This window comes from Nostoc foliaceum FACHB-393 (assembly GCF_014698505.1).
Taxonomy (GTDB): Bacteria; Cyanobacteriota; Cyanobacteriia; order Cyanobacteriales; family Nostocaceae; genus Nostoc; species Nostoc foliaceum_A.
In genome coordinates this window covers 25,360-50,895 of sequence record NZ_JACJTD010000024.1, presented here as the reverse complement: position 1 = coordinate 50,895, position 25,536 = coordinate 25,360, and the positions used below count along the sequence as shown (strand labels likewise).

Annotated in this window: 20 protein-coding genes and 1 CRISPR repeat array; of the genes, 7 read left to right on the top strand and 13 right to left on the bottom strand. The window is 39.4% G+C overall.

Annotated features, from left to right (window positions below; genetic code table 11):
* Nucleotides 1–101: 101 nt before the first annotated feature.
* Genes H6G92_RS20195 through H6G92_RS20185 form a run of 3 tightly spaced genes read left to right on the top strand, consistent with a single transcriptional unit; the run spans nt 102 to nt 3,193 of the window.
* Nucleotides 102–1,856, top strand: coding sequence for a Mu transposase C-terminal domain-containing protein (locus tag H6G92_RS20195; RefSeq protein ID WP_199344890.1), 1,755 nt, complete (start codon nt 102–104; stop codon nt 1,854–1,856).
* Nucleotides 1,857–1,859: 3 nt separating this feature from the next.
* Nucleotides 1,860–2,690, top strand: a complete 831-nt coding sequence (locus H6G92_RS20190) for a TniB family NTP-binding protein (RefSeq protein WP_190895384.1) — start codon at nt 1,860–1,862, stop codon at nt 2,688–2,690.
* A complete protein-coding gene (locus H6G92_RS20185; RefSeq protein WP_190895383.1) occupies nt 2,687–3,193 on the top strand; it encodes a TniQ family protein in 507 nt (168 codons plus the stop codon). The genes H6G92_RS20190 and H6G92_RS20185 overlap by 4 nt, the downstream gene beginning before the upstream one ends.
* A gap of 200 nt (nt 3,194–3,393) precedes the next feature.
* On the opposite strand, the gene H6G92_RS20180 is transcribed toward H6G92_RS20185, so the two are convergent.
* The 7 genes from H6G92_RS20180 to H6G92_RS20150 form a co-directional block, all read right to left on the bottom strand.
* Nucleotides 3,394–4,071 carry an HIT family protein gene (locus tag H6G92_RS20180; RefSeq protein WP_190895382.1) on the bottom strand — a complete coding sequence of 226 codons (678 nt, stop codon included), beginning with the start codon at nt 4,069–4,071 and terminating at the stop codon, nt 3,394–3,396.
* 2 nt (nt 4,072–4,073) lie between these two features.
* Complete coding sequence (thiL, locus tag H6G92_RS20175; RefSeq protein ID WP_190895381.1) at nt 4,074–5,153, bottom strand: thiamine-phosphate kinase; 1,080 nt, start codon at nt 5,151–5,153, stop codon at nt 4,074–4,076.
* Nucleotides 5,150–6,376, bottom strand: a complete 1,227-nt coding sequence (locus H6G92_RS20170) for a hypothetical protein (RefSeq protein WP_190895380.1) — start codon at nt 6,374–6,376, stop codon at nt 5,150–5,152. The genes thiL and H6G92_RS20170 overlap by 4 nt, the downstream gene beginning before the upstream one ends.
* A gap of 40 nt (nt 6,377–6,416) precedes the next feature.
* Entirely contained in the window at nt 6,417–7,004 is a 588-nt protein-coding gene (locus H6G92_RS20165; protein WP_190895379.1) for a hypothetical protein, read from the bottom strand.
* Nucleotides 7,005–7,576: 572 nt separating this feature from the next.
* Nucleotides 7,577–7,753 (bottom strand): hypothetical protein, encoded by a 177-nt coding sequence (locus H6G92_RS20160; protein WP_190895378.1) that lies wholly within the window; start codon nt 7,751–7,753, stop codon nt 7,577–7,579.
* A 102-nt stretch (nt 7,754–7,855) separates the two neighbouring features.
* On the bottom strand, nt 7,856–8,158 hold the full coding sequence (locus H6G92_RS20155; protein ID WP_190895377.1) for a helix-turn-helix domain-containing protein: 303 nt from the start codon (nt 8,156–8,158) through the stop codon (nt 7,856–7,858).
* Entirely contained in the window at nt 8,155–8,712 is a 558-nt protein-coding gene (locus H6G92_RS20150) for a hypothetical protein (RefSeq protein ID WP_190895376.1), read from the bottom strand. The genes H6G92_RS20155 and H6G92_RS20150 overlap by 4 nt, the downstream gene beginning before the upstream one ends.
* Nucleotides 8,713–8,884: 172 nt before the next feature.
* Here H6G92_RS20150 and H6G92_RS20145 point away from each other — a divergent pair, with 172 nt between their 5' ends.
* The 3 genes from H6G92_RS20145 to H6G92_RS20135 all read left to right on the top strand — a co-directional run bounded on the left by H6G92_RS20145 (nt 8,885) and on the right by H6G92_RS20135 (nt 12,525).
* Nucleotides 8,885–9,046: a ribbon-helix-helix domain-containing protein gene (locus tag H6G92_RS20145; RefSeq protein WP_190895375.1), complete on the top strand. Its 162-nt coding sequence runs from the start codon at nt 8,885–8,887 to the stop codon at nt 9,044–9,046.
* A 288-nt stretch (nt 9,047–9,334) separates the two neighbouring features.
* Nucleotides 9,335–9,664, top strand: a complete 330-nt coding sequence (locus tag H6G92_RS20140) for a hypothetical protein (RefSeq protein WP_029636323.1) — start codon at nt 9,335–9,337, stop codon at nt 9,662–9,664.
* 2 nt (nt 9,665–9,666) lie between these two features.
* Nucleotides 9,667–12,525 (top strand): CHAT domain-containing protein, encoded by a 2,859-nt coding sequence (locus tag H6G92_RS20135; protein WP_190895374.1) that lies wholly within the window; start codon nt 9,667–9,669, stop codon nt 12,523–12,525.
* A gap of 223 nt (nt 12,526–12,748) precedes the next feature.
* Here H6G92_RS20135 and H6G92_RS20130 read toward each other — a convergent pair whose 3' ends face one another.
* From H6G92_RS20130 to H6G92_RS20110, 5 genes are all read right to left on the bottom strand, one after another.
* Nucleotides 12,749–14,461 (bottom strand): restriction endonuclease subunit S, encoded by a 1,713-nt coding sequence (locus tag H6G92_RS20130; protein ID WP_190895373.1) that lies wholly within the window; start codon nt 14,459–14,461, stop codon nt 12,749–12,751.
* Nucleotides 14,451–15,893, bottom strand: coding sequence for a type I restriction-modification system subunit M (locus H6G92_RS20125; RefSeq protein ID WP_190895372.1), 1,443 nt, complete (start codon nt 15,891–15,893; stop codon nt 14,451–14,453). The genes H6G92_RS20130 and H6G92_RS20125 overlap by 11 nt, the downstream gene beginning before the upstream one ends.
* A 31-nt stretch (nt 15,894–15,924) precedes the next feature.
* Nucleotides 15,925–16,557 carry a hypothetical protein gene (locus H6G92_RS20120; protein WP_190895371.1) on the bottom strand — a complete coding sequence of 211 codons (633 nt, stop codon included), beginning with the start codon at nt 16,555–16,557 and terminating at the stop codon, nt 15,925–15,927.
* Between the two features lie 122 nt (nt 16,558–16,679).
* Complete coding sequence (gene hsdR, locus H6G92_RS20115) at nt 16,680–19,013, bottom strand: EcoAI/FtnUII family type I restriction enzme subunit R (RefSeq protein WP_190895370.1); 2,334 nt, start codon at nt 19,011–19,013, stop codon at nt 16,680–16,682.
* 127 nt (nt 19,014–19,140) lie between these two features.
* On the bottom strand, nt 19,141–19,593 hold the full coding sequence (locus tag H6G92_RS20110; RefSeq protein WP_190895369.1) for a MerR family transcriptional regulator: 453 nt from the start codon (nt 19,591–19,593) through the stop codon (nt 19,141–19,143).
* A gap of 81 nt (nt 19,594–19,674) precedes the next feature.
* Here H6G92_RS20110 and cas12k point away from each other — a divergent pair, with 81 nt between their 5' ends.
* Complete coding sequence (cas12k, locus tag H6G92_RS20105; RefSeq protein WP_190895368.1) at nt 19,675–21,594, top strand: type V CRISPR-associated protein Cas12k; 1,920 nt, start codon at nt 19,675–19,677, stop codon at nt 21,592–21,594.
* Between the two features lie 445 nt (nt 21,595–22,039).
* Nucleotides 22,040–22,577: direct repeats of the CRISPR family, unit length 37 nt; unit sequence GTGACAACAACCCTCCTAATACAGGGTGGGTTGAAAG.
* A 488-nt stretch (nt 22,578–23,065) separates the two neighbouring features.
* Here cas12k and H6G92_RS20100 read toward each other — a convergent pair.
* Nucleotides 23,066–25,351, bottom strand: coding sequence for an alkaline phosphatase D family protein (locus tag H6G92_RS20100; protein ID WP_190895367.1), 2,286 nt, complete (start codon nt 25,349–25,351; stop codon nt 23,066–23,068).
* Between the last annotated feature and the right edge of the window lie 185 nt (nt 25,352–25,536).

Below are 25,536 nucleotides of genomic sequence, written 5' to 3'. Positions count from 1 at the left end.
TAGAAGGAAAAAAGCTTTTGTGTATTTTCATAATGACAAATTGACTGTCGCTTTCTGTAGAATTAGAATAACAGTATGTTTTTATAAAAAAGTTATTTATTATGAACAGTCAGCAAAACCCTGATTTAGCTGTTCATACCTCGGCAATTCCTATGGAAGGCTTACTAGGAGAAAGTAGTACAACTCTTGAGAAGAATGTAATTGTTACACAACTATCAGAGGAAGCCCAACTCAAGCTAGAGGTAATCCAAAGTTTATTGGAACCCTGTGATCGCACAACTTATGGGCAAAAGTTGCGGGAAGCAGCAGAGAAACTAGGTGTATCGTTGCGAACGGTACAAAGATTGGTGAAAAAGTGGGAACAAGATGGTTTAGTCGGACTCGCTCAAACAGGTAGGGCTGATAAAGGAACACATCGCATTGGTGAGTTTTGGGAAAAATTCATTACTAAAACTTACAAGGAGGGGAACAAGGGTAGTAAACGTATGACCCCTAAACAAGTTGCTCTCAGAGTCCAGGCTAAAGCCCGTGAGTTGGAGGACTCTAAGCCGCCCAATTACAGAACTGTGTTACGGGTATTAGCGCCCATATTAGAAAAGCAAGAAAAAGCCAAGAGTATTCGTAGCCCTGGATGGAGAGGAACTACGCTTTCAGTTAAAACCCGTGAAGGGAAAGATTTATCGGTTGATTACAGTAACCATGTTTGGCAATGTGACCATACCCGTGTGGATGTGTTGCTGGTGGATCAACATGGTGAATTGCTAAGTCGTCCCTGGCTGACAACAGTAATTGATACTTACTCTCGTTGCATTATGGGTATCAACTTGGGCTTTGATGCACCCAGTTCTGGGGTAGTAGCATTAGCGTTACGCCATGCAATTCTACCCAAACAGTACGGTTTCGAGTACAAACTCCATTGTGAGTGGGGAACCTATGGAAAACCAGAACACTTTTATACTGATGGCGGTAAAGATTTTCGTTCTAACCACTTGAGTCAGATTGGGGCGCAATTAGGGTTTGTCTGTCATTTACGCGATCGCCCTTCTGAAGGTGGAGTAGTGGAACGTCCCTTCAAAACATTAAATGACCAACTATTTTCAACGCTTCCTGGATACACCGGATCTAATGTACAGGAACGCCCAGAAGATGCGGAGAAAGACGCAAGACTTACTTTACGAGAACTAGAACAGTTACTTGTACGTTACATAGTAGATCGTTATAACCAAAGTATTGATGCGCGGATGGGCGACCAAACTCGCTTTGAGCGTTGGGAAGCAGGTTTGCCTACAGTGCCAGTACCAATACCAGAACGAGATTTGGATATTTGTTTAATGAAGCAGTCACGGCGCACTGTGCAAAGAGGTGGTTGCTTGCAGTTTCAGAACTTGATGTATCGAGGAGAATATCTGGCAGGTTATGCAGGGGAAACTGTCAACTTAAGGTTTGACCCCAGAGACATTACAACAATTTTGGTTTATCGCCAGGAAAATAATCAGGAAGTATTTCTGACTCGCGCTCATGCTCAAGGTTTGGAGACAGAGCAACTGGCATTAGATGAGGCTGAGGCGGCGAGTCGTAGACTTCGTACCGCAGGGAAAACTATCAGTAACCAATCATTGTTGCAAGAAGTTGTTGACCGCGATGCTCTTGTAGCTAACAAGAAAAGCCGTAAGGAGCGTCAAAAATTGGAACAGGCTGTTTTGCGTTCTGTTGCGGTTGATGAAAGTAATACAGAATCCTTGCCTTCTCAAATAGTTGAACTAGATGAAGTGGAATTTACAGAAACGGTTCACTCTCAATACGAAGACATTGAGGTGTGGGACTATGAACAACTTCGTGAAGAATATGGGTTTTAGACAATGACAGAAGCTCAAGCGATCGCCCAGCAGTTGGGTGGAGTAAAACCGGATGATGAGTGGTTGCAAGCTGAAATTGCTCGTCTCAAGGGTAAGAGTATTGTGCCTTTACAGCATGTAAAAACTCTCCATGATTGGTTAGATGGTAAGCGCAAGGCAAGAAAATCCTGCCGAGTTGTTGGGGAATCAAGAACTGGTAAGACAGTTGCTTGTGCTGCCTACATACATATACATAAGCCTCAGCAGGAAGCTGGACGACCTCCAACTGTACCTGTCGTTTATATTCGACCTCACCAAAAATGTGGCCCCAAGGATTTGTTTAAAAAGATTACTGAGTACCTCAAGTATCGGGTAGCAAAAGGAACTGTATCTGATTTTCGAGATAGGACGATAGAAGTACTCAGGGGTTGTGGCGTAGAGATGCTAATTATTGATGAAGCTGACCGTCTCAAGCCTGAAACATTTGCTGACGTGCGAGATATTGCCGAAGATTTAGGAATTGCTGTGGTACTGGTAGGAACAGATCGTTTGGATGCGGTAATAAAGAGGGATGAACAAGTTCTCGAACGCTTTAGGGCCCATCTTCGCTTCGGTAAATTGTCGGGAGAGGATTTCAAGAAGACTGTAGAAATGTGGGAACAAATGGTTCTGAAACTGCCAGTGTCTTCTAATTTAACGAGCAAGGAGATGCTAAGGATTCTCACATCAACAACTGAAGGTTACATTGGTCGCCTTGATGAGATTCTGAGGGAAGCAGCAATTTGTTCTTTATCAAGAGGATTGAAGAAGATTGACAAGGCTGTTTTACAGGAAGTAGCTAAGGAGTACAAATGATAGAAGCACCAAATGTTAAGCCTTGGCTATTCTTGATTGAACCCTATGAAAAAGAGAGCCTGAGCCACTTTCTTGGTAGGTTCAGACGTGCTAACCATTTATCTCCGAGTGGGTTGGGTAGTTTGGCAGGAATTGGTGCTGTAGTGGCACGTTGGGAAAGATTTCATTTTAATCCTCGCCCTAGTCAGCAAGAATTGGAAGCGATCGCATCTGTAGTAGAAGTGGATGCCCAAAGGTTAGCCCAGATGTTACCACCTGCTGGAGTGGGAATGCAGCATGAGCCAATTCGCTTGTGTGGGGCTTGTTATGCTGAAGCGCCTTGTCACCAAATTGAGTGGCAGTATAAGTCGGTGTGGAAGTGCGATCGCCATCAACTCAAAATTTTAGCGAAGTGTCCCAATTGTCAAGCACCTTTCAAAATGCCTGCACTGTGGGAGGATGGGTGTTGTCATAGATGTGGTCTGCTATTTGCGGAAATGGCAAAGCAACAGAAGCATTTGTAAATTAAGAGAAAAAAGTTTTAAATAAACCAAGTCTCTGGATAAATTGTTCTGGTTGTCCAAACAATTTCCGCAATAATCCTAATTATTTTTACTCTTAGTTTTGTCTAAGTATAATGACTTGTTCTAATCTCATTAAAATTAATATATTAGCTTTGGCTTAAGATATGAAAAGCACAACTAGCCGATTGGCAGGAAAAACATTAACCATCAAAATACTGATTATAATAAACTTTTTTAAAAGATTGAATTTTGTCACGAAAAGGATGCTTTGCCCAATTCCAAACGTTGGGCTGCCCTAGAATTTCACATACAAGCTTACGTAAAAATTGAGAAGGAAGCTTTTCATCCACCTTAAAAATAAATCTTTCTCTATTAGTTGACTCATAATATAGATAAGATAAATTTTCGGCTTGATATTTTAATAATTCTACCAAATCCTCAATCCTTTCAAAGTCAAAATTTTCTTTTAGCAGATTGTGTAAATCTTTATCAAATGGAATTAGGTGCATATGTGCATGGTCTATACAACCTCCACAATCACTAGAATATATTAATGGTTGGGCTATACAGCCTGCACAGTTACTAGAACGATGATGAAAGGTAGCATTACCATGTTCAAACACAATAACAGGAAGGCTATAAATATTACTTAATCTTTTTATTATTTTTTGCTTGAATATATCAAATTCATTAAGTTCTTTAGCAGATATACAAGCAAAACAATTGTAGTGTTTCTTACTGTTAATGAGAGTATAACCTTCTATAAATTGACCTAATGCAGGTTTCGCATAAAAATTTTCTGTTTCTTCTATAACTTCATCTTCAGGATTCTTATGTAAATCCGGTGTTTCGATAATTGAACAAAATAAACAGTTCATTTTCAATTCATTCTATTAATAATTTGTTTTAAGTAGTCCCCCGTTTGTTGTTTCCAAACAACTCCTGGTAATTCTACTTCATTGCCATTGTAATCAAATAAAATATTTTTATTGACTTTATTAACTTCTCCAATAACACTAAATTTACATCCTTTATCTGCAAATAATGCAGAACAAAGCTTTTGGTTATGAGGTGAGAGCGTGAACATTAGTTCAAAATCAACTGAAGCACTAACTGCAATTTTTACAGGATCTATATTAAGAAAATAGCCCAATTTCTTTGTTGTTTCATCAATAGGTAACCTATCTGCGTAGATAGTAAAAGTTTGGTTATTTAACTCTGACATTTGTTGTATTGTTGCTTTTAGCCCATCAGAAATATCTTGACAAGCATTTGCAAGTTTATTTTCACTGAGTAATAGTCCTTCCTCTATCCTTGCAACAGGACGTTGCCAAGATAATAAAATTTTATTTTCTTCTTCAATACTTAATAAAGAACCAGAATTCAACGGTTTTACTTCTTTAAAGTATATGAGCGCTGTAATTGGCAGCCCTATTTTACCTGTTACACAAAGTAAATCATCGTTTCTAACACCTCTCCGTAACAGAGCATTTTCAGTTTTTACCATTCCTAATGCAGTTGCAGTCAGGACATCAGCACTATGACTACCTATATCACCTCCAATAATTTGGACATTAAAAAAATCAGCCGCAGCCTTTATTCCTCTAACTATCTGATTAAATTGTTCATCAGTCATTTCGTTTCTATATCGAATAACTGTGGTTAGAGCCAAGGGTGTGGCACCCATTGCTGCAATATCGCTCAAATTAGCTACAATAAGATAGTATCCGATATCGAAATAGTTAAGATAACCCAGTTCAAACAAATAGAATTCTGAACCTCTAATGAAATCACTAGCTACTACTAATGAATCTTGTTCAGAATATTTAATAAGCGCTGCATCATCCCCATCTTTTACACCAATTTGAATAAGTATATTTAGTGCTTGATTATTTGTTTCTAAAAAGATATCTTTAATCATTTGTAAGCGAATAGGCTCATCAGAGATAAATTTATTCATGGCTCTCCCCACGCTTTATAAAAATTATATAAACTTTTAAATAAATCGAGTATTAATTTTAGTAATATACCAATAATAAATTGAGTTAGAAAGTTATTTTTGCTTATTATTGAAAATAATAAAATTATTATGCTTGCTATGAGAATGAGTAAATTGTATGTAAAATCAATGCCAAATGCCATAGAACAATCAAGCAAACCATGAAAATCTTTAATCAACCTTGGTATTTTTGAAGTTTTTCTGTGGGAAATTGGCTGTAATACACTTTTAACAAAAAAGTAAAATCCCGCTGATGCTCTATGTCCCGATGTGTCTTTTGTAAATTTTGAGCTTTTTAGATTATCGATGAGATATTTAAGAATACGTCTGCCAGCATGAACATGTAAATACTGTAGGTTGCTTCCAGATATAAGAGTTAAAGATTCTAGTAAAATCATATCTGTAGGCAATCTAAAGTAGCGTGTCCTTTGATTTCCTGGATCGTTGTAATCTATGTTTAGAGGGTTAGCAAACTTAGTGGGATTGTAATATACTTCCTTATATAGACTTTTAATATTATTTTTAATATTATTTTCTACATCAATATTCTTTGAAGTTTCAATATCATCAAACAAGTGAATTGTGTTTAAAACAAATAGGCGCTCATACAAATTTTTTGTATCATCAAAATGTGTTTTAAGATAATCTAGCCCATTTTCCAAGTTTTTTCTAAAACTAGGTTCTAATTTAAATGCTCTTAGTACTAAGGCGGTAATAACAGTATTACCTTCATTTGAATTAGTTAAAAATCCCCATGAACCTTCACCATGCTGGGCTTGTTGGATGTACTGCTGTAAAATACCTGCTTCTGCTTTTGCATCATCTAGTTGATTTAGTGCCTCAAATGCATAACAAATTTTAGGTATAATATACTTCATTTCATAATTATCATTATCAGGCGCTGTCGTGTTAGGAGCGCTGATTATTCTTGTTTTGTTTACTATCTCTTTCAATTCTTCTTTGCATTGCTGTCGGATATTTGTAATAAATTGATCGTTTCTGATTTCACTCGTTAAAACTAGCCATATACTCATTCCATAAATACCGGATTGTTTATTTTTGCACCCTTCTTCATCTAAAAACTGACCAACAAAGTCATTATTTCGGTTCTTCGCATACCACTTTAAACAATCTTGAAGATTTATTAAAGAGTCTTTTGCTTGCCGTTGCAAAATGTCAGACATAGAAGTTTTATAATTTAATTTATTTATAGCAATAGCTTAATCAATCAAAATGAAGAAATTTGTCGAGGTGATGGTATTGCTTTTCATAATAATCTGCGGATTCATCAATAACTGACAAATCTTTTATTTCAGGAATATCTTCAAAAGATGAGAATAAATTCTTAATAGAAACGGCAGCTTCGTTAATATCTTCAACTACTAAATCACAAGGCACTTTAACAAATGGATGAATCCAGTTTTTGTAAACTCTACCTAAAATTTTTTTTTCTAATTGATGAAATTTTCCTCCTTTGGGAGCAATCCCAATAAGAGGCTTTCTATAGTATTTAGCAATTAACATTTCTTGAGAACCACCGACGCTTATATCATTCGTAAGATGCACAATCACTAAATCTGCTAACCTAATCATAAAACAATCTCTTCCGAATATAAGCTGTGAATTGTTTTCATCAAGATTAAAGTCTTCATGACTTTTAAGTGGATCTAAATTGATAATTTGAAATCCAGTTTTTTCAGAAAGATTTGCACAAAAACCATCGCGCCAATTAGAAGTCCCAAATACCGAATTAGGAGAAACTTTCCCAGCAATATAGACTTTAATCTGTTTTAGTTTTACGGTACTAATCATTGAAGTTGCACAAAATCCAATATTTATAAATATATACATCAATAGATTGCCTGCGTCAAATATACTTTGAGCTTAGTCAATCTGGTATATTGCTATATTAAACTTATTAGATATACTTTAAGACAGCTTTACAGCAGATCATTAAAACTTATTTGGAAGTAGAATCTGAAACAAGGCTAAATGGTTCTTAACTAACTTTTTATTGATCATTATACTTACAGGATATGGCATGAGTACTTAAGTAAGAAGCTCTTTACAAAGAAGGGTAAAACAAAGGAGCGTTTGGCACTAGGCCAAAGATGCTGGAATGTCGTAGCTAAATATGAGGTTACCATTGACATTTACGTAAGCAACTTGTTGTTCACGTATTTTATGACAACGGCAAAGAAATATTGGTAGAGATTGACTGGCTCTGACACTGGGAACGAGTGTTGAAATGTCTCAGTAATTGAGGTGTGCTACTTACTCATTTTAGTTAACCCGTACCCCCTCCACGTAGGTGATACCCCAACTGGCAGTTTCAGGTAACAGAAGGATGCGATCGCTACTTACTCTACAGCAGTCAAATCTTGTTACTCTACCCCCAAATTGAAAATCAGTGTAAAACTCACACCAGGGATGAGTCGGCGCAAAACTTGTAAATGAGCTTCTGCATCGCTGCGGCGACGACAACGAGCTACAATTTGGTTCTGCATATTAGGTAAAAGCCGGACTATACACCAAGGACTGAGCCTTTCAAGGTATGTCATGAAATTCTCCTAGTAATACTCTAATTTCCAAGACAAAAGCCAGCCTACTTTGACGGTGGCTGGCAAGAAATATCATTTTGATATTGAAATTAGATTCAATTTCTACCCACTCTTGTCTGGAAAACACAGCTTCTGCAACAGTTCTTCGGGAATCTCCTCAAAGTGTTCCAGCAAAAAGTTCATCAGTGCAAGGTGGCGTAAATCGGCTGGCATGGGGCGGCGGTAGTTTTTACCTCTAGCAAACCAGCGCCGAACGGTGGAAAGGGAACGATCGCAAATCTGAGCCATTTGTTCGTAGTTTACCTGCCACTTGGAGTAAAACTGCTTCGGAGTCATGCCCAGTTGACAGTAACTGTAGAGTTGCATCAAATCTTGTTCTCGCTGCTTGAGTGGATGAGGATTCATAAGTCTGTTTCCTCGCTGATTGGTTCTAAATCTTCTTCCCAAGCAATATCGGCAGATGTCCAAGCTGCACTGGGGCTATTTTTGCTCAACCAAATCAGATAACACCAACTCCAGCAGCAGCGATCGCAAGCAAAGCTATAAAATCGACCAATGACAATACCCCAGTCAGTATTGCTTTCAGTGGAGAGCCAACGCAAGCGATCGCCATATAAAAATCTGGGTGTCTTTGCTACATCGGGAAAGTTAGCGGGAAGCTCAATAGATGCGTCTGGGCATTTGAGGTTAATCAACCTTGGGACTATATCTTGGTTACTGTGCCGGATGAGATTGAGATAAGCGGCAATCAACTTACCATTGAGGCTGTAAGTTAATTGAGAAATCAGAATCGCAGCTAGACTTTCTATTTCTTGCTGCTGGAGTTGTATCCAGGCACTATCAAAGTCAGCATCAGAGTAGTTGTTGAGCTTTGCCAGTAATTCTGTGATGCCGAAATCATCTAAAGCTTGTTGATAAGCTCTGTGTTGATCTGTTTTGTAGCTAACAGGCTTTAACATGGAAAATGTCTCCTGTGATATGGGGGCCAAAAGCCAGCATCCGCCCTGAGAAAGTTGATGGCTGGCTTTTGACTTATCAGTAATTATACGCTAAAATAAAGTGTTTTTATGTTAATTGGTGTGTTTTAATGTGTTTAAGCTAAAAACACACTAAATCGCTTATGATGATGAAATGGGAAAAGTAACTGTAACTCTTTATATGGAAGAAAAAGACAAAGAAGCCCTGCAATTTTTGGCTGATGCAGAGGAGCGTTCTTTGTCTCAAATGGCGGTGTTAATTGTGAAACGAGCGATTAAACAAGCTCAGAATGACGGGAAAATTCCACCAAAATAATTCGTAATTTGTTAACGAAGCGCAAGTAACGACTGTCTAATTTCTGCTTATCTGTTAGGAGACTTTCGTTATGTGGTGCTTGTGATGTACTGTTGTATATCCTTGAGATATTCGCAGAGATATGGCGCATTTCCAAGGAATGTAACAATTTTAGGTAGATGCCAAGGTGGGGTGCGAACCTTGTGCTATTTTGTTAAACAGTTTCTAACATCCTCTACTTCAAGTAAAAATATAAGCGCCATTTAACTGAATTTTCTCTCCGAAGTTTTTATTTAAAGATTTAGCAATATGAAAATTGAAATCCAAGGACGAGATGCAGTAAAAGCTACAGAAGAACTTTTAGCAATTGAGGGATTAGAAGGAAGTTATCAAACTATTGAAGAAGTCGAGCGGGAAGGAACCCTAGCCACTATAGCCACGATTGTGGGAATTGTGAGTGGAACATTGACCATTGCAGAGAGTATTCACAAGTGGAAGGAGAAGAATCAAAAGTCTTTACACGACCCAACTGGTGCCAGGGTTGAGAAGGTTTTAATTGTCACTGATGATAATCGGCGATTACTGCTCAAAGACGCAACTGTAGAGCAAATCAAAGAGATTCTAGAAAACTACAAGTAGTAATGAAGATTCTCCACCTTGACTTGAAACTTGTGGGCGATCGCTACGCAGAGTTGCGTTTATTCTGGGATAATCCCAATAATTGCCAGTCTCGTCAGCTACCCCTGGCAGAAATCACTGAGTTGATTCAAAAGGTAGAAACAGATTATTACACCAGACTGCCAGAAGACTATGCTAAGACTGGGCAGGCACTTTATAACTGGTTAGACGGAAGCGATCGCATTTTTCAAAGTGCTATTTCCCAGCATAAGCGTGAGGGTATCGTTCTTGCTATTGCTGCAACGGAAAAACTCGCTCATTTACCGTGGGAAATACTGCACGATAGTACAGATTTTTTGTTGAATCGGCGACCTTTTCCCATTATTCCCATCCGGTGGGTAAAGGATGATGATTCTAAACAACTGACACCAGAAGATCAGCCAGCAAATCGGGCATTAAATGTTCTGTTTATGGCAACGTCGCCATTGCGAATCGAACCGGAACTGGATTTTGAGGCTGAAGAAGCCAAAATTTTAGCAGCAACGAAGCGTCAACCCTTATCGTTGATAGTGGAAGAAAGTGGTTGCCTAAAAGAGTTGGGTTATTTGGTGGATGATAACGAGAAGAATTACTTTGATGTTATCCACCTGACAGGTCATGCTACGTTTCGGGATGAAGAACCACGTTTTATCACTGAGACGGAATTGGGAGAAGCAGAATATAGCAGTGCAGAAGACATCGCTACAGAATTGCAATTCCAACTGCCCAAGCTAATTTTCCTTTCTGGTTGTAATACTGGATACTCAGGTGACGCAGGTGGAGTACCATCAATGGCAGAGGCATTACTAAAGCAAGGTGCAACTGCTGTTATCGGTTGGGGTCAGCGTGTGTTGGATACTGATGCCATTGCTACTGCTGCTGTCTTGTACCAGGAATTGTCAGCCGGAAAGACGCTTACAGAAGCAATTGCGATCGCTTATCAAGTACTGCTAAAAAATCAAGCACGAGATTGGCATTTGTTGCGCTTGTATGTGGCAGAAATTCTACCGGGTGCGTTGGTTAAGCGCGGACGTAAACCCGTAGCTCGTGCTTCTGTTGCTCAAGAGTTTTTAGACCCAGAGAAGAAACTGAGAGTTGCCACCCGTGAAACTTTTGTTGGTCGTCGTCGCCAGTTACAAAACTGTTTGCGGGTACTCAAGCCCTATTCAGAAAAGATTGGGGTTTTAATTCATGGTATGGGAGGATTAGGAAAAAGTACGATTGCAGCGAGATTGTGCGATCGCTTATCTGAAAGTGAAAAAATCATTTGGTGGCGACAAATTGATGAATCTAGTTTGGTGAGTAAGCTAGCAGATAAACTGAGGGATGCAGAGCTACGGACAGCACTCAGGGAAGGCAAAGAGGAACTCAAATATCGATTAAGAGATGTGTTCACGGAGTTGAACCAATCTGGGGAGAAACCTTTTTTGCTTGTATTTGATGACTTTGAGTGGAATTTAGAACATCGTCAAGGAAGGTATATTCTCAAAACTCAAGTAGCCGAAATATTGAAGTCATTAGTATGGGCTATTAAAGAAAATAATGCCGACGACCGTATTATTATTACCTGTCGTTATGACTTTGAATCAAACCTGAATGAATCATTCTACAAACAACCTCTAGAATCCTTCCGCAAATCGGATCTACAGAAAAAACTGAGTCGATTAAAAGCTTTTAATTCCGAGGAAATTTCTCTAAATTTAATTGAGCGAGCCAAAATTTTGGCTGATGGTAATCCTCGGTTGTTGGAATGGTTAAATGATGAGGTGTTGTCAACAGAAGATACAGAAACAAAACTCACTCAACTTGAAGCCAATCCTACTGAATGGCAAGGAAGAATAATTTGGGAAGAGTTATATGAGCAAATTGACCAAGACATTGAGCGAATACTTAGCCGATGTTTGGTATTTGAAATTCCCGTCCCCATGACAGCATTATCAGTAGTTTGTGAGTCTACTTTTGACTACAAAAAACAGTTGAGTCGAGCGATTGAATTAGGGCTTATAGAAGTAAGTTACGAGCCAGAAAAATCAAATCGACTTTATCGAGTTTCGCGCATTTTACCTCACATCATTCCTGGTATTAAACTACCTGAAGCGTCAGAAGTCTATTCTCTCTACCAAAAAGCTCATGAAAAATTACATGAATTATGGGGTAATGAAGAGAACAAAAACGAAGAAGTATGGCAAGAAATTTTTCGATTGAAATTCGCTAATAAAGAAAATCACGAACGATTCAGGCAAGGCTTTTCTCAGATGTTAGCAGTTCGATATGACTCAGAAGCCGATAAAGCTTTGGAATCTGAATTGAGAAAATATATTGATGAATTGGAAACAGATAGACTATGTGAAGTATTGAAAAACTATCTTCAGCAAGAACAGTGGAAAGAAGCAGATGAGGAAACTGCTTGGATTTTTTACCAAGTCATGGTTAAAGAAAACTATGCAAATTGGTATCAGCTTTTGAAGAATTTCCCCTGTGATACGCTTCAGGAGATCAATCGACTTTGGCTTGACAATAGTAATAATAAATTTGGCATCAGCATCCAGAGTAAAATTTACCAGAGTCTAAGTAAAGTCGATAGGGATAAATTTTGCGATCTCGTAGGTTGGCGAAAAGGAGGAGAGTACCAGACGTATAATGAAATCGTGGACGAATTGACCGATATTAAACGGGTGGGAACCGACAAGTTTGCAGATATGGATATTGTCCCTTTATTACCAGCATTAATTTATACTCATTTTCATTCCAGATATGGTTGGGTTATTAATGTTGGATATATGAGGCAATTTGACTTGATTTTAGAGTCTCTCTTATCTCGCGCAAAGACTTGCAAAGTCTAATATTTAAGGCTTCCATAAGTTTATAAATCTTTATTACAGCCGACGTTTCCACGAATTAATCAGCATTTTGCAAATCCAAGATCGGCATCTTTTCAGCAATCGGGAGTCAGTTATCATTTACCTGTAATAGCCTTAAGACTACGATCGCAGTTTTCCACAATTTGAGTTAACAGTATTCAGCGATCGCCTGCAAGCTGATTGAATGCGAAACGCCAGGACGTTATCAGGCTGTTAAAACTTGCTTTGCTGCGACTTCCATTAGCTTCTCGCTACTATCTCGCCCTTGTTTCAATTTAGCTTCTAGGGTATCGCAGAGGGACATCAGGCGATCACACTTCTCTACAATACGTTTTTGTTCACCAAGTGGTGGAAGCGGAAGTATTAGATTTGAAATTTCAGTGCTGTTAATATTCTTAACTCCTGAAGTTGTTCTAATAGGAATTTCAATTTGATATCTAACAAAATTTGTATCTAAAGCTAAATTAAGATATCTTGAATCAATATAATTAAGAAAAATTTTGAGCCTAACTAAGTATCCGGCGTAACCATAACCTTCTACATCTGCGCTAACAATTGCAGTTCTACCTATGAGAGACTTGCTGCCGTTAGAACGAATCATTAAAAGGTCATTTCTTTCTAGTTTTAATTCTAGAAGCTCTTTTTCAGATAGAACAGTAAATTTTAAATCTTGCTGATCAATCTTTCCATTTATTAAGTTAGGTATGCGAAGAATAGGCACACCATTTTGCTCATACGAGCAGTGTCTAGATGTTCCATAGCGAATACTCTTTACAATTTGTCCAAGTCTAACCCAAATCCAAGATTCTGGGATATTAAAGGATAGCTCATCAAGACTTATTGAAGCTAATGTTTTTTCCTTTACAACAATTCCTTGTTTCGCTAATTCTTCTTTCTCTTCTTTTATTTTTTGTAATACTTTAGAAGCAGGTTCTTCATTAGGCAATTGACGCACAAGTTTACCTTGTACTGCTAATTCTAGAATCGCCTGACGCAGTTTAGGAATTGTTTCAGGGATGCTGTAGAGTAAGTCAAAATTGTTGCAAATGCGCTGCCAGTGTTGGCGGAATTCTTCGGGATTTTGAGAGGAGAGGAGTTGAGCGATCGCACTCTCATTCATTCTCAAAATGCTCTCCTGCCTTTGCTGCTGGCGTTTTTCGATTTCGTCGCAGATGGAAAGCAGGCGATCGCACTTCTCTACAATGCGTTTTTGTTCTGCAAGCGGTGGAAAAGGAAACAGTAATGGCTCTAAATCTTTATTATTAATTTGTGGTACGCTAGTTCCACTATTTAATTGCCAAAGGTCAACTGTATAAAACCAAGTATATAAATATTCAATATCTAATCCTTCATGACATATCATTGCCATAATATTAGAATCAGCCAAAATTGCTTGTTTTACTAATCTCTTTTTATTGGTTCCTATAGCACCGCCTCTTTTAGGAAAAATAATACTATTTCCTGGTATAGTTTGCTTTTCTATTTTTTTTGTAGGTAAAACATAACGGCTTGAATTAGTGATTTCTATTTCATTTCCTGGGAGGTTCATATCACCTACTTTGAGATATATTAATTCTCCCTTATCTATCTCTAAACCTAAATCAATAGTTGAACCACTTTTAAGAGTAATTATATTAGAAAGCCTTGTCCATATCCAATTTTTGGGTATTTGATAAGCAATGTCAGAATAATTTATCTCTGAGCTACCCTTAGATTCTCTAACTTGCTTCTTATCATCAAAGCTTTTTTTATTTCTTTTTACTACTTCAAGCTGAGTTACTGTAACTTGCTCGTTAGTAACTTGGAGAATCAACTTACCTCTTACAGCCAGTTTCAAAATCAGTTCCTGTAACTTTGCAGCCGCATTTGGCGTATCTGTCAACAATTCAAAATTTTCAAAAAAAGTTTTAAGTTTCATCTCTTTCCAATGCTTCCATCAACTCAAATTTCAACTTACTCCGTATATCACCCAACTCTGCCATGAGTTTTTGATGATCTGCTAACATCTCATCTAAATCAGCGTGTTCTACATCAACTTTGTGAGGATTTTTAATATCTAGGTTGTAATTATTTGCTTTTAAATCTGCAATTGAAACCTGCCAAGCAAATTCATTCTCCTCGCGGTTATCCCACCATTCTTGCTCCGGTGCAAACTCCTCAAAGCGAATCGGCTTAGTTTTCGAGTATGACTTATAACCTGCTGGGTAAGGGTGTTCATAATACCAAATCGTTTCTGTCGGTTCACCTTTAGTGAAAAATAGCAGATTAGTTTTAATACCTGTGTAGGGACTAAATATGCCATTTGGTAAACGAACAATTGTATGCAGATTGCAATCTTGCAGCAGTTTTTCTTTAATCCGCGTTTTTACACCTTCCCCAAACAGCGTACCATCTGGCAGAACTATTGCACCTCTACCGCCTTCTTTGAGTAAATGAGCAATCAGCACCAGAAATAAATCTGCGGTTTCTCGCGTGCGGAAAGTAGCGGGAAAATTGTCCTCAATTCCATCTTCTTCCATCCCACCAAAAGGCGGATTAGTGATAATTACATCCACCCGTTCGTGAGGACTATAATCGCGTAATGGTCGTGCCAAAGTATTATCATGTTCTGCTTCCGGCACATCAATACCATGTAAAATCAGATTCGTTACACAAAGGTTAAAAGGTAACGGCTTTTTCTCAGTTCCGCGAATCGTCCGTTGCAGAATTTCTGGGACATCAGCACTTTGAAAATGTTGGCGAATGTAATCAATTGCTGCCGTTAAAAAGCCACCTGTACCGCAAGCTGGGTCAAATACAATTTCCCCTAATTGCGGCTTGATTCTATCTACAATAAACTTTGTCACCGCACGGGGAGTATAATATTCTCCGGCATTTCCCGCACTCTGCAAATCTTTGAGAATTTTCTCGTAAATTTCGCTAAACTGTTTTTTCTGGTCTTTTTTATTAAAATCAACTTCATTGAGCTTATTAATTACTTGGCGGATGAGAGTGCCATTTTTCATATAGTTGTAGGCATCCTCAAACACCTTACCAATCATCTGCCCACGCGCATCAGTTGCCGTAGTTCTCAGTTCTTTGAGAGTTTTAAATAAAGCATTATCGACAAAATCTAGTAAACCATCTCCAGTGATACCTTCAGAATCTGCTGCCCAATTACGCCAACGCAACCCTTCAGGAATCGGAGATTTATAATTATCTTCTAGTAGTTCATATTCTTCTTCACGGGCATCAAAAACTTTGAGGAAAATCATCCAAACTAACTGGTTAATGCGTTGCGCGTCACCATCAACGCCCGCATCCTTCCGCATGATATCTTGAATAGTCTTAATTGTAGTGCTGATTGACATAATATGAGACTGCGATCGCCGATTGGCACAATTAACCTAGAATAGAAATCATATCGTATTCATACACTTGATAGTCATTCCAACCAAGAATGTTTATAACTATTTTTTGTGCAAAATTTTCGTTAGGGTGTAGGCTTAATGAAAATTCATTTCCAAAATAAGCTTCCAAATTTTGAAAGCATTGCTGGACTGGTGGTCTAAAGCTACCTTCCTCATAGTGTATTGATTGATTTCGTGCTTGCCAAATTATATTTTTTAAAACTTCATTACCTATACCTCTACCATCAGGGCAATTTCCTAAACCTCTATGTACAATTGAAATTCCTTGTTTAGCTATTTGAAGTAACGCACCGCAAAGAGATGATACAGCAAATAATTTAGCATCTATTAAATTTTTCAAGCATTCCATCTGAACAATTAAGTGTTTTTCTTGTTCGCTTAATCTCTCTGCGTACTTCATCAATTGGACGTATTCATACTGAACTTGCATTGGGCTGATATCATCTGACATATCTCCCGCATAAAATCTTTCATAAGAAAGCTTTAATTCCTCATCAATTTGGCGTTTTCTTCCCTCTGCTTTTTCAAGGTATCTTTCATCGTGCATGATTAAATCAATAATATTGCTTGCTGCATATTTTGTATTAATCAAATACTGATTCATAAAAAATTACTATTGCTAATAATACAAATTTTAAATTTGCAAAAAATATATTAATATATCTCATCTATTTAGCCTAATCATTGAAATATTATTGCTAGTATTTCAAATAATATTTAGGATTATTAAGATACTCGATATAATTCTTCTTTGAGAACAGACAGAGCTTGTAAATAAGCCTGCTTACCACCGAAAATACGAATTATCTCTAACGGAGTGCCTAAATCGCTGATTGGTTGAACCTTTAACACATCAAGACTTTCTATATCTTCAATTCCCTCATCAGCATACTTATCCAACAAAGCATTTAAAACCGTTCTAGCTTGTTCGCCATAGTTGCTAAAATAGTTACGCTTGCGGACATTGTTTGCTCTTTCTCTGCGAGTTAATGGTGGTTGGTCAAAGACAACATGACAAATTAAATCTAAGGGGTCAAAATCCTTACCAATCTCTTTTTCTAAAGCTTCCAAAGGTACACCCAACTCTTGTAACTCTTGGATAATAGCCTGCTTCTGCTCCGTAGAGTACCATTTCTTCAAGAAAGCATCTAATGAGGCATACTCCTGACTAACTGTTTTGCGAGTATAGTCTTTAATCGATTCCGTAATCAGCTTACCCTCCTTGCCGTAGTATTGCTCTCGAATAAAAGCAATAGACACCTCTTCGTCTGCAATTACATACCTATCCCGCGTTTGCTTGCGGCTAATTTCGCCATCATCTATAACTACCTCATCATCTCCAGCATCAGGCGGAACAATGGGATCAGCTGGCTTAGGCTGATAAATTTGTACAGGATCGCCATCAAAATCAGGGTCAGCAAATAACTCTGTCGCTTTTTTAAAGTCCATAATTGTGAAGAACATTTTGCCATAGTCTTCATCAATGCGAGTCCCGCGACCAATAATTTGCTTAAATTTGGTCATTGACAGGATGCGCTGATCCAAAACAATCAATTTGCAGGTTTTAGCATCAACACCCGTCGTCAGTAACTCAGAGGTAGTAACAATCGTGGGATATTTACTTTCAGGGTCAATGAAATTATCCAATTCTGCCTTACCTTGAGCATCATCCCCAGTAATTCGCATAATATAGCGGCTATTCCCCGCCACCAAATCAGCATTCTCATTTACCAACGCCACCCGCATCCGTTCTGCGTGGTCAGTCGTCTCACAAAAAATGATAGTTTTGGCAAAGCGATCGCTTGATTTAAGATAATCAGAAATAATCCGTGCAACTAACTCAGTGCGTTTCTCTAGCACCAGAGTTCTATCAAAATCTCGTTGATTATACACTTGGTCGGGAATTGGTTTACCATACTTATCCCGTTGACCTGGCTTTGGTTTCCATCCACTCAAGTCTTTATCTAAATCAATCCGAATCACTTTGTAGGGAGCTAAAAAACCATCTTCAATTCCTTGTTTGAGTGAATAGGTAAAAAGTGACTCGCCAAAATAAAGGCTGTTAGAAACTTCTTCTGTTTCCCTTGGGGTAGCTGTCAAGCCAATCTGCGTAGCATTTCTAAAATATTCCAAAATTTCTCGCCATGCGGAATCCTCATTAGCACTTCCTCTATGGCACTCATCTATGATAATTAAGTCAAAAAAATCTGGCGAAAATTGGCGATAAATGTTTTTTGCCTCTTCATTTCCCGTTACTGCCTGATAGAGGCATAGATAAATTTCATAAGATTTATCTATCTGTCGCTTCTGAATTTTGGTCATTTTTGAGCCAAAGGGTTTAAAGTCATTGACTCTAGTTTGGTCAACCAAAATATTCCGATCTGCCAAAAACAGGATACGCTTTTTCGCCCCCGATTTCCACAAGCGCCAGATAATCTGAAAAGCGGTAAAAGTCTTACCTGTACCTGTTGCCATCACTAACAGAATGCGATTTTCTCCTTTTACGATCGCCTCAATTGTGCGGTTAATGGCAATCTGTTGATAATAGCGTGGCTGTTTTTTATCAGGACTAGGATAGTAATCTTGAGAAACAATCGGCTGAATCTCTGAGTCAATTCCCTTCCAATCACAGTATTTTTGCCAAAGTTCCTGCGGTGTCGGGAACTGACTGAGGGGGATTTCCCGTTCTCGTTCTCCTTCTGTAATCGTGCGATCGCACATCATAAAAGCGTCGCCATTAGAGCTAAAGATGAATGGTACATCAATTAGTTCACCAGTTGCGATCGCTTGTTGCATCCCCGCACTGACACTGTGATTATTATCTTTAGCTTCAATTACAGCCAGTGGTACACCGGGTTTGTGATACAGCACATAATCAGCGCGTTTCTGCTCACCTCGACTAGCAAGCTTACCCCTAACAATCACACTACCTTTTGTCAGCGTCACTTCCTCACGAATCTGAGTGTTGATATCCCATGCCCGATTAGTTAGAGCAGGTGTAATGTACTTTGTACAAATATCACGTTCACTCAAAGATTTCTTGTCAATTGCTTCTGACATAAAAGGGTAGGCTTTCGGTTAAGAGGATGTATAGTATAATTCTACACCTAAAATTTGTCTGTTGTTAAGTATGAAACTAGCATTGTGATTATGTGGCAACGACAAAACCTAAATATTCAACGTCAAATTAGCTACTAAAGCTTTTGAGATTGTCCCTTAATTGTTGATGAATGCGCTCGCACCAAAAAGGAATTACAGTCTGCCCTTGACAAAGAGCTTCTAGCGCTACTTGCTTGTCAAACTCTGCCAATTGCAAAGGTTGTTCAGGCGATCGCGTGGTTAATAACATTAGCCGCTTCATCTTTTCTTCGGGGACAGACTCATTAAATAACCAAGGTTCCTGTTCGCGCAGTGTTTCCAAAGCTGCATGGCAAACCTCAAAATTTAGCCCAATTGACAGCAACTGCTCCATTACTGTTAACACCAACAGGTCAGCTTTGGAATAGTAAACATTACGACCTTTGCCAGTACTGTTAACCGTAGGTACTATAACTCCCTTCTCCCGCCAATACTGCAACTGGCGGCGAGAGCAATGAGTAATTTCTGCTGCTTCTGTGCTTGTGTAAAACTTTCCTTCCATAAGAATCATCCTATAGAAGCATTTCCTAAAACACATTAGTTTTTTGTAGAACATAATGTGTTTTTGTGATACTTTATTTTTATGAGCCAAATTACTATTCAATGTCGCCTAATTGCCAGTGAATCTACCCGCCAAAAACTCTGGAAGTTAATGGCAGAATTAAACACACCCCTGATTAACGAACTGCTTCAACAGCTTAGTAAACACCAAGATTTTGAGAAATGGCGAAAAAATGGCAAACTGCCGTCAACTGTTGTTAGTCAACTTTGCCAACCCCTGAAAACTGACCCTAGATTTACAGGTCAGCCCAGCCGCTTCTATCTATCAGCAATTCATGTTGTAGATTACATTTACAAATCTTGGTTAGCGATTCAGAAACGTCTACAGCAACAGCTAGATGGCAAGATACGCTGGCTAGAAATGCTCAACAGCGATACTGAATTAGTAGAAATGAGCGATTGTAGCTTACAAGTAATTCGTACCAAAGCTGCTGAAATTTTGGCAATGGCTACGCCAGAATCTGAATCTAATGCTCCTTTAACTAAAAAAAGTAAGACTAAAAAATCCAAAAAATCATCCGCTTCCAATCCCGATCGAAGCTTATCTCATAAATTATTTGGCACTTACCAAGAGACTGACGATATACTCAGCCGTAGCGCCATCAGCTATTTGCTAAAAAATGGCTGCAAACTCAATGAAAAAGAAGAAGATCCAGAAAAATTTGCTAAACGCCGTCGTAAGCTAGAAATCCAAATTCAAAGGCTAACCGAAAAGCTAACAAGTCGAATTCCTAAAGGTCGAGATTTAACTAATGCTAGATGGTTGGAGACACTGCTCGCTGCTGCAACCACTGTTCCAGAAGACAATGCTGAAGCCAAACGCTGGCAGGATATTCTCTTAACCCGATCTAGTTCTGTTCCTTTTCCTCTGGTTTATGAAACGAACGAAGACCTAGTTTGGTCAACAAACGAAAAAGGTAGGTTATGTGTTCACTTCAATGGCTTAAGCGATTTAACTTTTGAGGTGTACTGTGATAGTCGTCAACTGCACTGGTTTAAACGCTTCTTAGAAGATCAACAAACAAAACGCCAAAGCAAAAATCAGCATTCAAGTGGTTTGTTCACCCTCAGAAATGGTCGTCTAGCTTGGCAAGAAGGTAAAGGTAAAGGCGAACCTTGGAATCTTAATCACTTGAGTCTCTATTGCTGTGTTGACAATCGCCTCTGGACTGCCGAAGGAACAGAACAGGTTCGCCAGGAAAAAACTGATGAGATTACCAAATTCATCACCAACATGAAGAATAAAAGTGACCTCAGGGAAACACAGCTTGCTTTTATTAAACGTAAAGAATCAACGCTAACTCGAATTAACAAATCCTTTGAGCGTCCTAGTAAACTCCTTTACCAAGGTCAATCACACATTTTGGTTGGAGTCAGCCTGGGACTAGAAAAACCTGCAACTGTCGCCGTAGTAGATGCGATCGCAAACAAAGTCTTAGCCTACCGCAGCATCAGGCAATTACTAGGTGAAAATTACGAACTCCTAAATCGCCAGAGACGACAGCAGCGATCATTATCCCACGATCGCCACAAAGCACAAAAAAGTTTCTCTCCCAATCAATTTGGGGCATCTGAGTTAGGGCAGTATGTAGACAGATTATTAGCTAAAGAAATTATTGCGATCGCTCAAACTTACAAAGCTGGCAGCATCGTTTTGCCTAAGCTAGGGGATATGCGGGAGATTGTCCAAAGTGAAATTCAAGCCATAGCCGAAGCAAAATGTCCAGGCTCCGTAGAAGTTCAGCAAAAATACGCCAAACAGTATCGAGTTAACGTCCATTCCTGGAGCTACGGCAGATTAATTCAAAGCATTCAAAGCAAAGCTGCTCAGGCAGGAATAATGATTGAAGGGGGAAAACAACCTATTCGCGGCAGTCCCCAAGACAAAGCAAAGGAATTGGCACTTTCTGCATACCATGAGCGCCTAGCTAGGCGAAGTTGACAAATATCTGAACCTTGATAATAAAATAATCAATAGCGCCGCAGTTTATGCTGCTTGCAGCCTCTGAACTGTGTTAAATGAGGGTTAGTTTGACTGTAGCAATATAGTCTTGCTTTCTGACCCTAGTAGCTGCTCACCCTGATGCTGCTGTCTTCGGACAGGATAGGTGCGCTCCCAGCAATAAGGGCGCGGATGTACTGCTGTAGTGGCTACTTAATCACCTCCGATCAAGGGGGAACCCTCCCCAATTCTTCATTTGAAGGACTAAAATCAAGGCAAAATTTCTAAAAGTTCCGCGCAAGTTCCAAATACCTTGCCCCGTCTGAATTTATCGTTTTTCCATCGAGATATGATTCTTGTAACTGAGGCTCAAATAGGAAATTGGGAGACATACGCGCTGAGGAAATCTAGAAACGTCGCCCCACAATATTTTGAAACTAGGTGGGTGACAACAACCCTCCTAATACAGGGTGGGTTGAAAGTTGCTGCTGGCAACGTTGAAATTCAAAATGCGATGTGACAACAACCCTCCTAATACAGGGTGGGTTGAAAGCGGGCAATTCTTGAAGATAGGAAGGGTGAAACTCGTGACAACAACCCTCCTAATACAGGGTGGGTTGAAAGACTATGCGACCACAATGCAGAGAAGGGAGATGGAGTGACAACAACCCTCCTAATACAGGGTGGGTTGAAAGAAGAAGTACCAAACTACTCAACTGAAATTGCCGCAGTGACAACAACCCTCCTAATACAGGGTGGGTTGAAAGCCAGTCTTTGGGATATAAACTTTTGTCCATCGGGTGACAACAACCCTCCTAATACAGGGTGGGTTGAAAGTCGATTTCATCAGATGATGGTGCAAGTGTTGGGTGACAACAACCCTCCTAATACAGGGTGGGTTGAAAGAAATCAGCTTGCTGCCTTGAGATGACGAGTCTTGCTGAAAGTGACAACAACCCTCCTAATACAGGGTGAGATGAAAGTGCTTATGTATCGTGTGCTAGAAATTAGCATTTACCTGTAAAAACCAGTCTCATTATAATAATTTTGTGGTTTTAGTTTTGTAAAAGTCTTAAAAAATGAGAGGGTTGAAAGAAGCTCCTTACACCACATTCCAAGCTTTCTTAAACAAGCTTGTTAGGGTAAATAAGGTTATATTAGCCTTATAGAGTTGTAAGATGCTCAATAAGCTCAGTTTTTGTAAATGACACTAATTTGTCATTGGCAGTCTCAAAATACAAATTTGAGCTTAAACAACAACAATTTGTCATCATGACAACAATTTGTCGCCGATGACAAATAATTAGTCACTGTACACTTTAAAAGGGAAAAACCGCAAAACATGATGTTTTACGGCTTTCAGTGTGGTGTGAGGAGTTTAACTATATATCATGATAAATTAGCTACCCAACAACAACACACTCGTAACAATTTTGGTAACAGAGTTTTTTTCCGATGATCGCAAAGCTTGTCATCGTAACAATGACTGATTGGGCGTTAACTGGCTCTCAAAACGGCTATAAACAACTTGGGTTGGATACCAAGAAGAAAACCAGTACAAATCTTGAATAACTTTGCCAGAACTACTCCCATCTGCTAACTCAAAGTGAACCAGAGCTAAATTATTAAATCCAACTACTTCTCGCCCCTCCTGAATACAACGAGATTTCCAAAACATCAGGGGTTGTAACCATTTCCATTTGGCGTTTTCGGCTCGTTTCCAGGGAGCTATCAACGATAATATATCTGCTGTGTAGGCAGAAGTCTGAACACTATTTCGAGGTATCCACTCCAGTACACAATGCCAGTCAGAATTAGTCAGCATCTGGCGATTATGGTGTAATTGTTTCTCTGAAATTTCTACCATATTGGGTGGATTACTCCACCCTATCCAATGTCGCACCTTTTCTGGTAGTAGCCAATCTTTCAATCGTGTATGAATAAGCCGTGTCAAAATCTCTTCATTCTTCAATGCACTAGCGGTTAACTGCACCAAGACAGATTGTAATTTGGAATGAGTGCGTCCATAAGATAAGTGGGCAACAGAACTGTAGTGAATATCCCCGGATAGAATAACGACTTGTTGACGTTCCTCAAACAAGGTGGTTAGGAATTTCGCCAGTGCTTCAACATTGATGTTCCAAGCATCTCCAACATCGGTTGAAAAAACTTTTTCGCGTTGCAAATGCCAGTGGTGAATCCAATCTATCACTTGTAATCCAAATACATTTGTGGGCGCAATCACAAACGTAGTTTGAATCTGAGTTTGTTCCGCTATTTCTTGTAAAGGTAAAACTAGTTGTTGCTCAAAAGCTTTTGGACACAGCAGCATCGGCGGTGCGATCGCTTTTTGATCGGCTGGATAACCCCGCCAAGTGCGTGTATCCAACACGATTACTTCATGGCAATTGCTCCGAACTATGTAGTGCCAAGTGATTGCTTCAGGATGTCGATCCAAAATGAATACTGAACCGTCTCGGACTAAAATAGGTAAATCTGTGTGGGGATCGTTGGCTGGCATACCTACATAACGAGCGATCGCTTCATCAGCTTTTGTATCCATTCCTTGAGAAGCTGACCAAGCTTGGGCAGCCGCCAACAGCTTTTCACCGGATTGACCTTCTGTAAATTGCTTTGGCGTATTGCCCCATCCTTGAAAAACCGTGTAGGCTAATAATGCATTTTGGACAATTCTTCGCCCCAAGGGACGCCCCAGCACTCGCAAACACCAAGCTTGGTTTAAGTTCCAGTCATCACTAACATCATGGTCATCAAAGATGGTGTACATGGGAATATTGGCAAGGGCGCGGCGCACTTTCCAAAGCGTATAAATGAATTGGCGCAAATGCCGCACTGCTCGATTCCAGTCCTTGATAGCATGGCGATCGCGCATTACTTGGTGTCCTTTGGGAAATGCAACCGGCCAGCAGACTGGTGACCAAGCTAGTAAATAAGTAGCGTAGTACTCACCCAGGCTGAAAAGATGACTGTTAACTTTATCAGATTTATTATGTAATCCTGCGGTCAAACCTGCTTGATTTGTCGCAACATCAGCCCTCTGTCCGGGGGGTAGCTGCTGGGGAGTACAGTACACTCCATTCACAGGAAGTTGTTCTTCCCAACCCAAGAGGGCATCACCAAGAGTACTGGCAACCCACAAGGATGGTTCTGCTACATCGTCGCCGTAAATTTGATCTCCAGTAAGGAATAGCTGGTGGGGGCGGTGTTGGGGTTGATTAGCTGAAGCATCAATCAAACTGTCAAGAATCGGCAGTGCATCAAACCCATGACCATGAGGTTTACGGCAGGAAGCATGGATAATTTGCAAATCTTGAAGATGGTTTGGCGGCAGAACAAAGGTTGGTTTTTGATGCTCAAAGTAGCTGATGCTGACTGTAGGAAAGGAGTTTGAGCATAATGCTTGTTGCAGATTTTGCCTTTGGTCAGCAACAGTAAATTGGAGGTCGTATGCATAGATGCAATGGCTAGTTAGGTGATGTCCAACTTTAGACCAAGCCGTGATCGCAACTACATGCAGATGCTTACCCAAAGCAACGGTAGAGCGTTTCCCCTCTAATAAACAATTTCCTAGCGCTTTACCATCATTTGTTGTGTCATAAATCTTAAGTTCTACCTGACAAGACTGTTTCAGTGCCATCCATACCGTCACTGAATCTGGCTCAGTATGTTTGAGGATTGGCCCCCCTAAAATCAGTGGCAGTTCTTGTAAAAACTCGTCCCCAACTTGATACTTCATTGCAAACAGTTGACAAAGTAGTGGTGTTTTAGATGTGTGTCTTTGCTCCTAAATTGGTAGCCCCAACTCATCTAATCACCAATCATGCATCAATTCTTATCTGTTTAACATCAGTTCATAGCGCAAATTGATTGCAGCCTAAAAGTTCAGGGACGGGTGAGATGCCCATCCCGTAAGAGTAATTC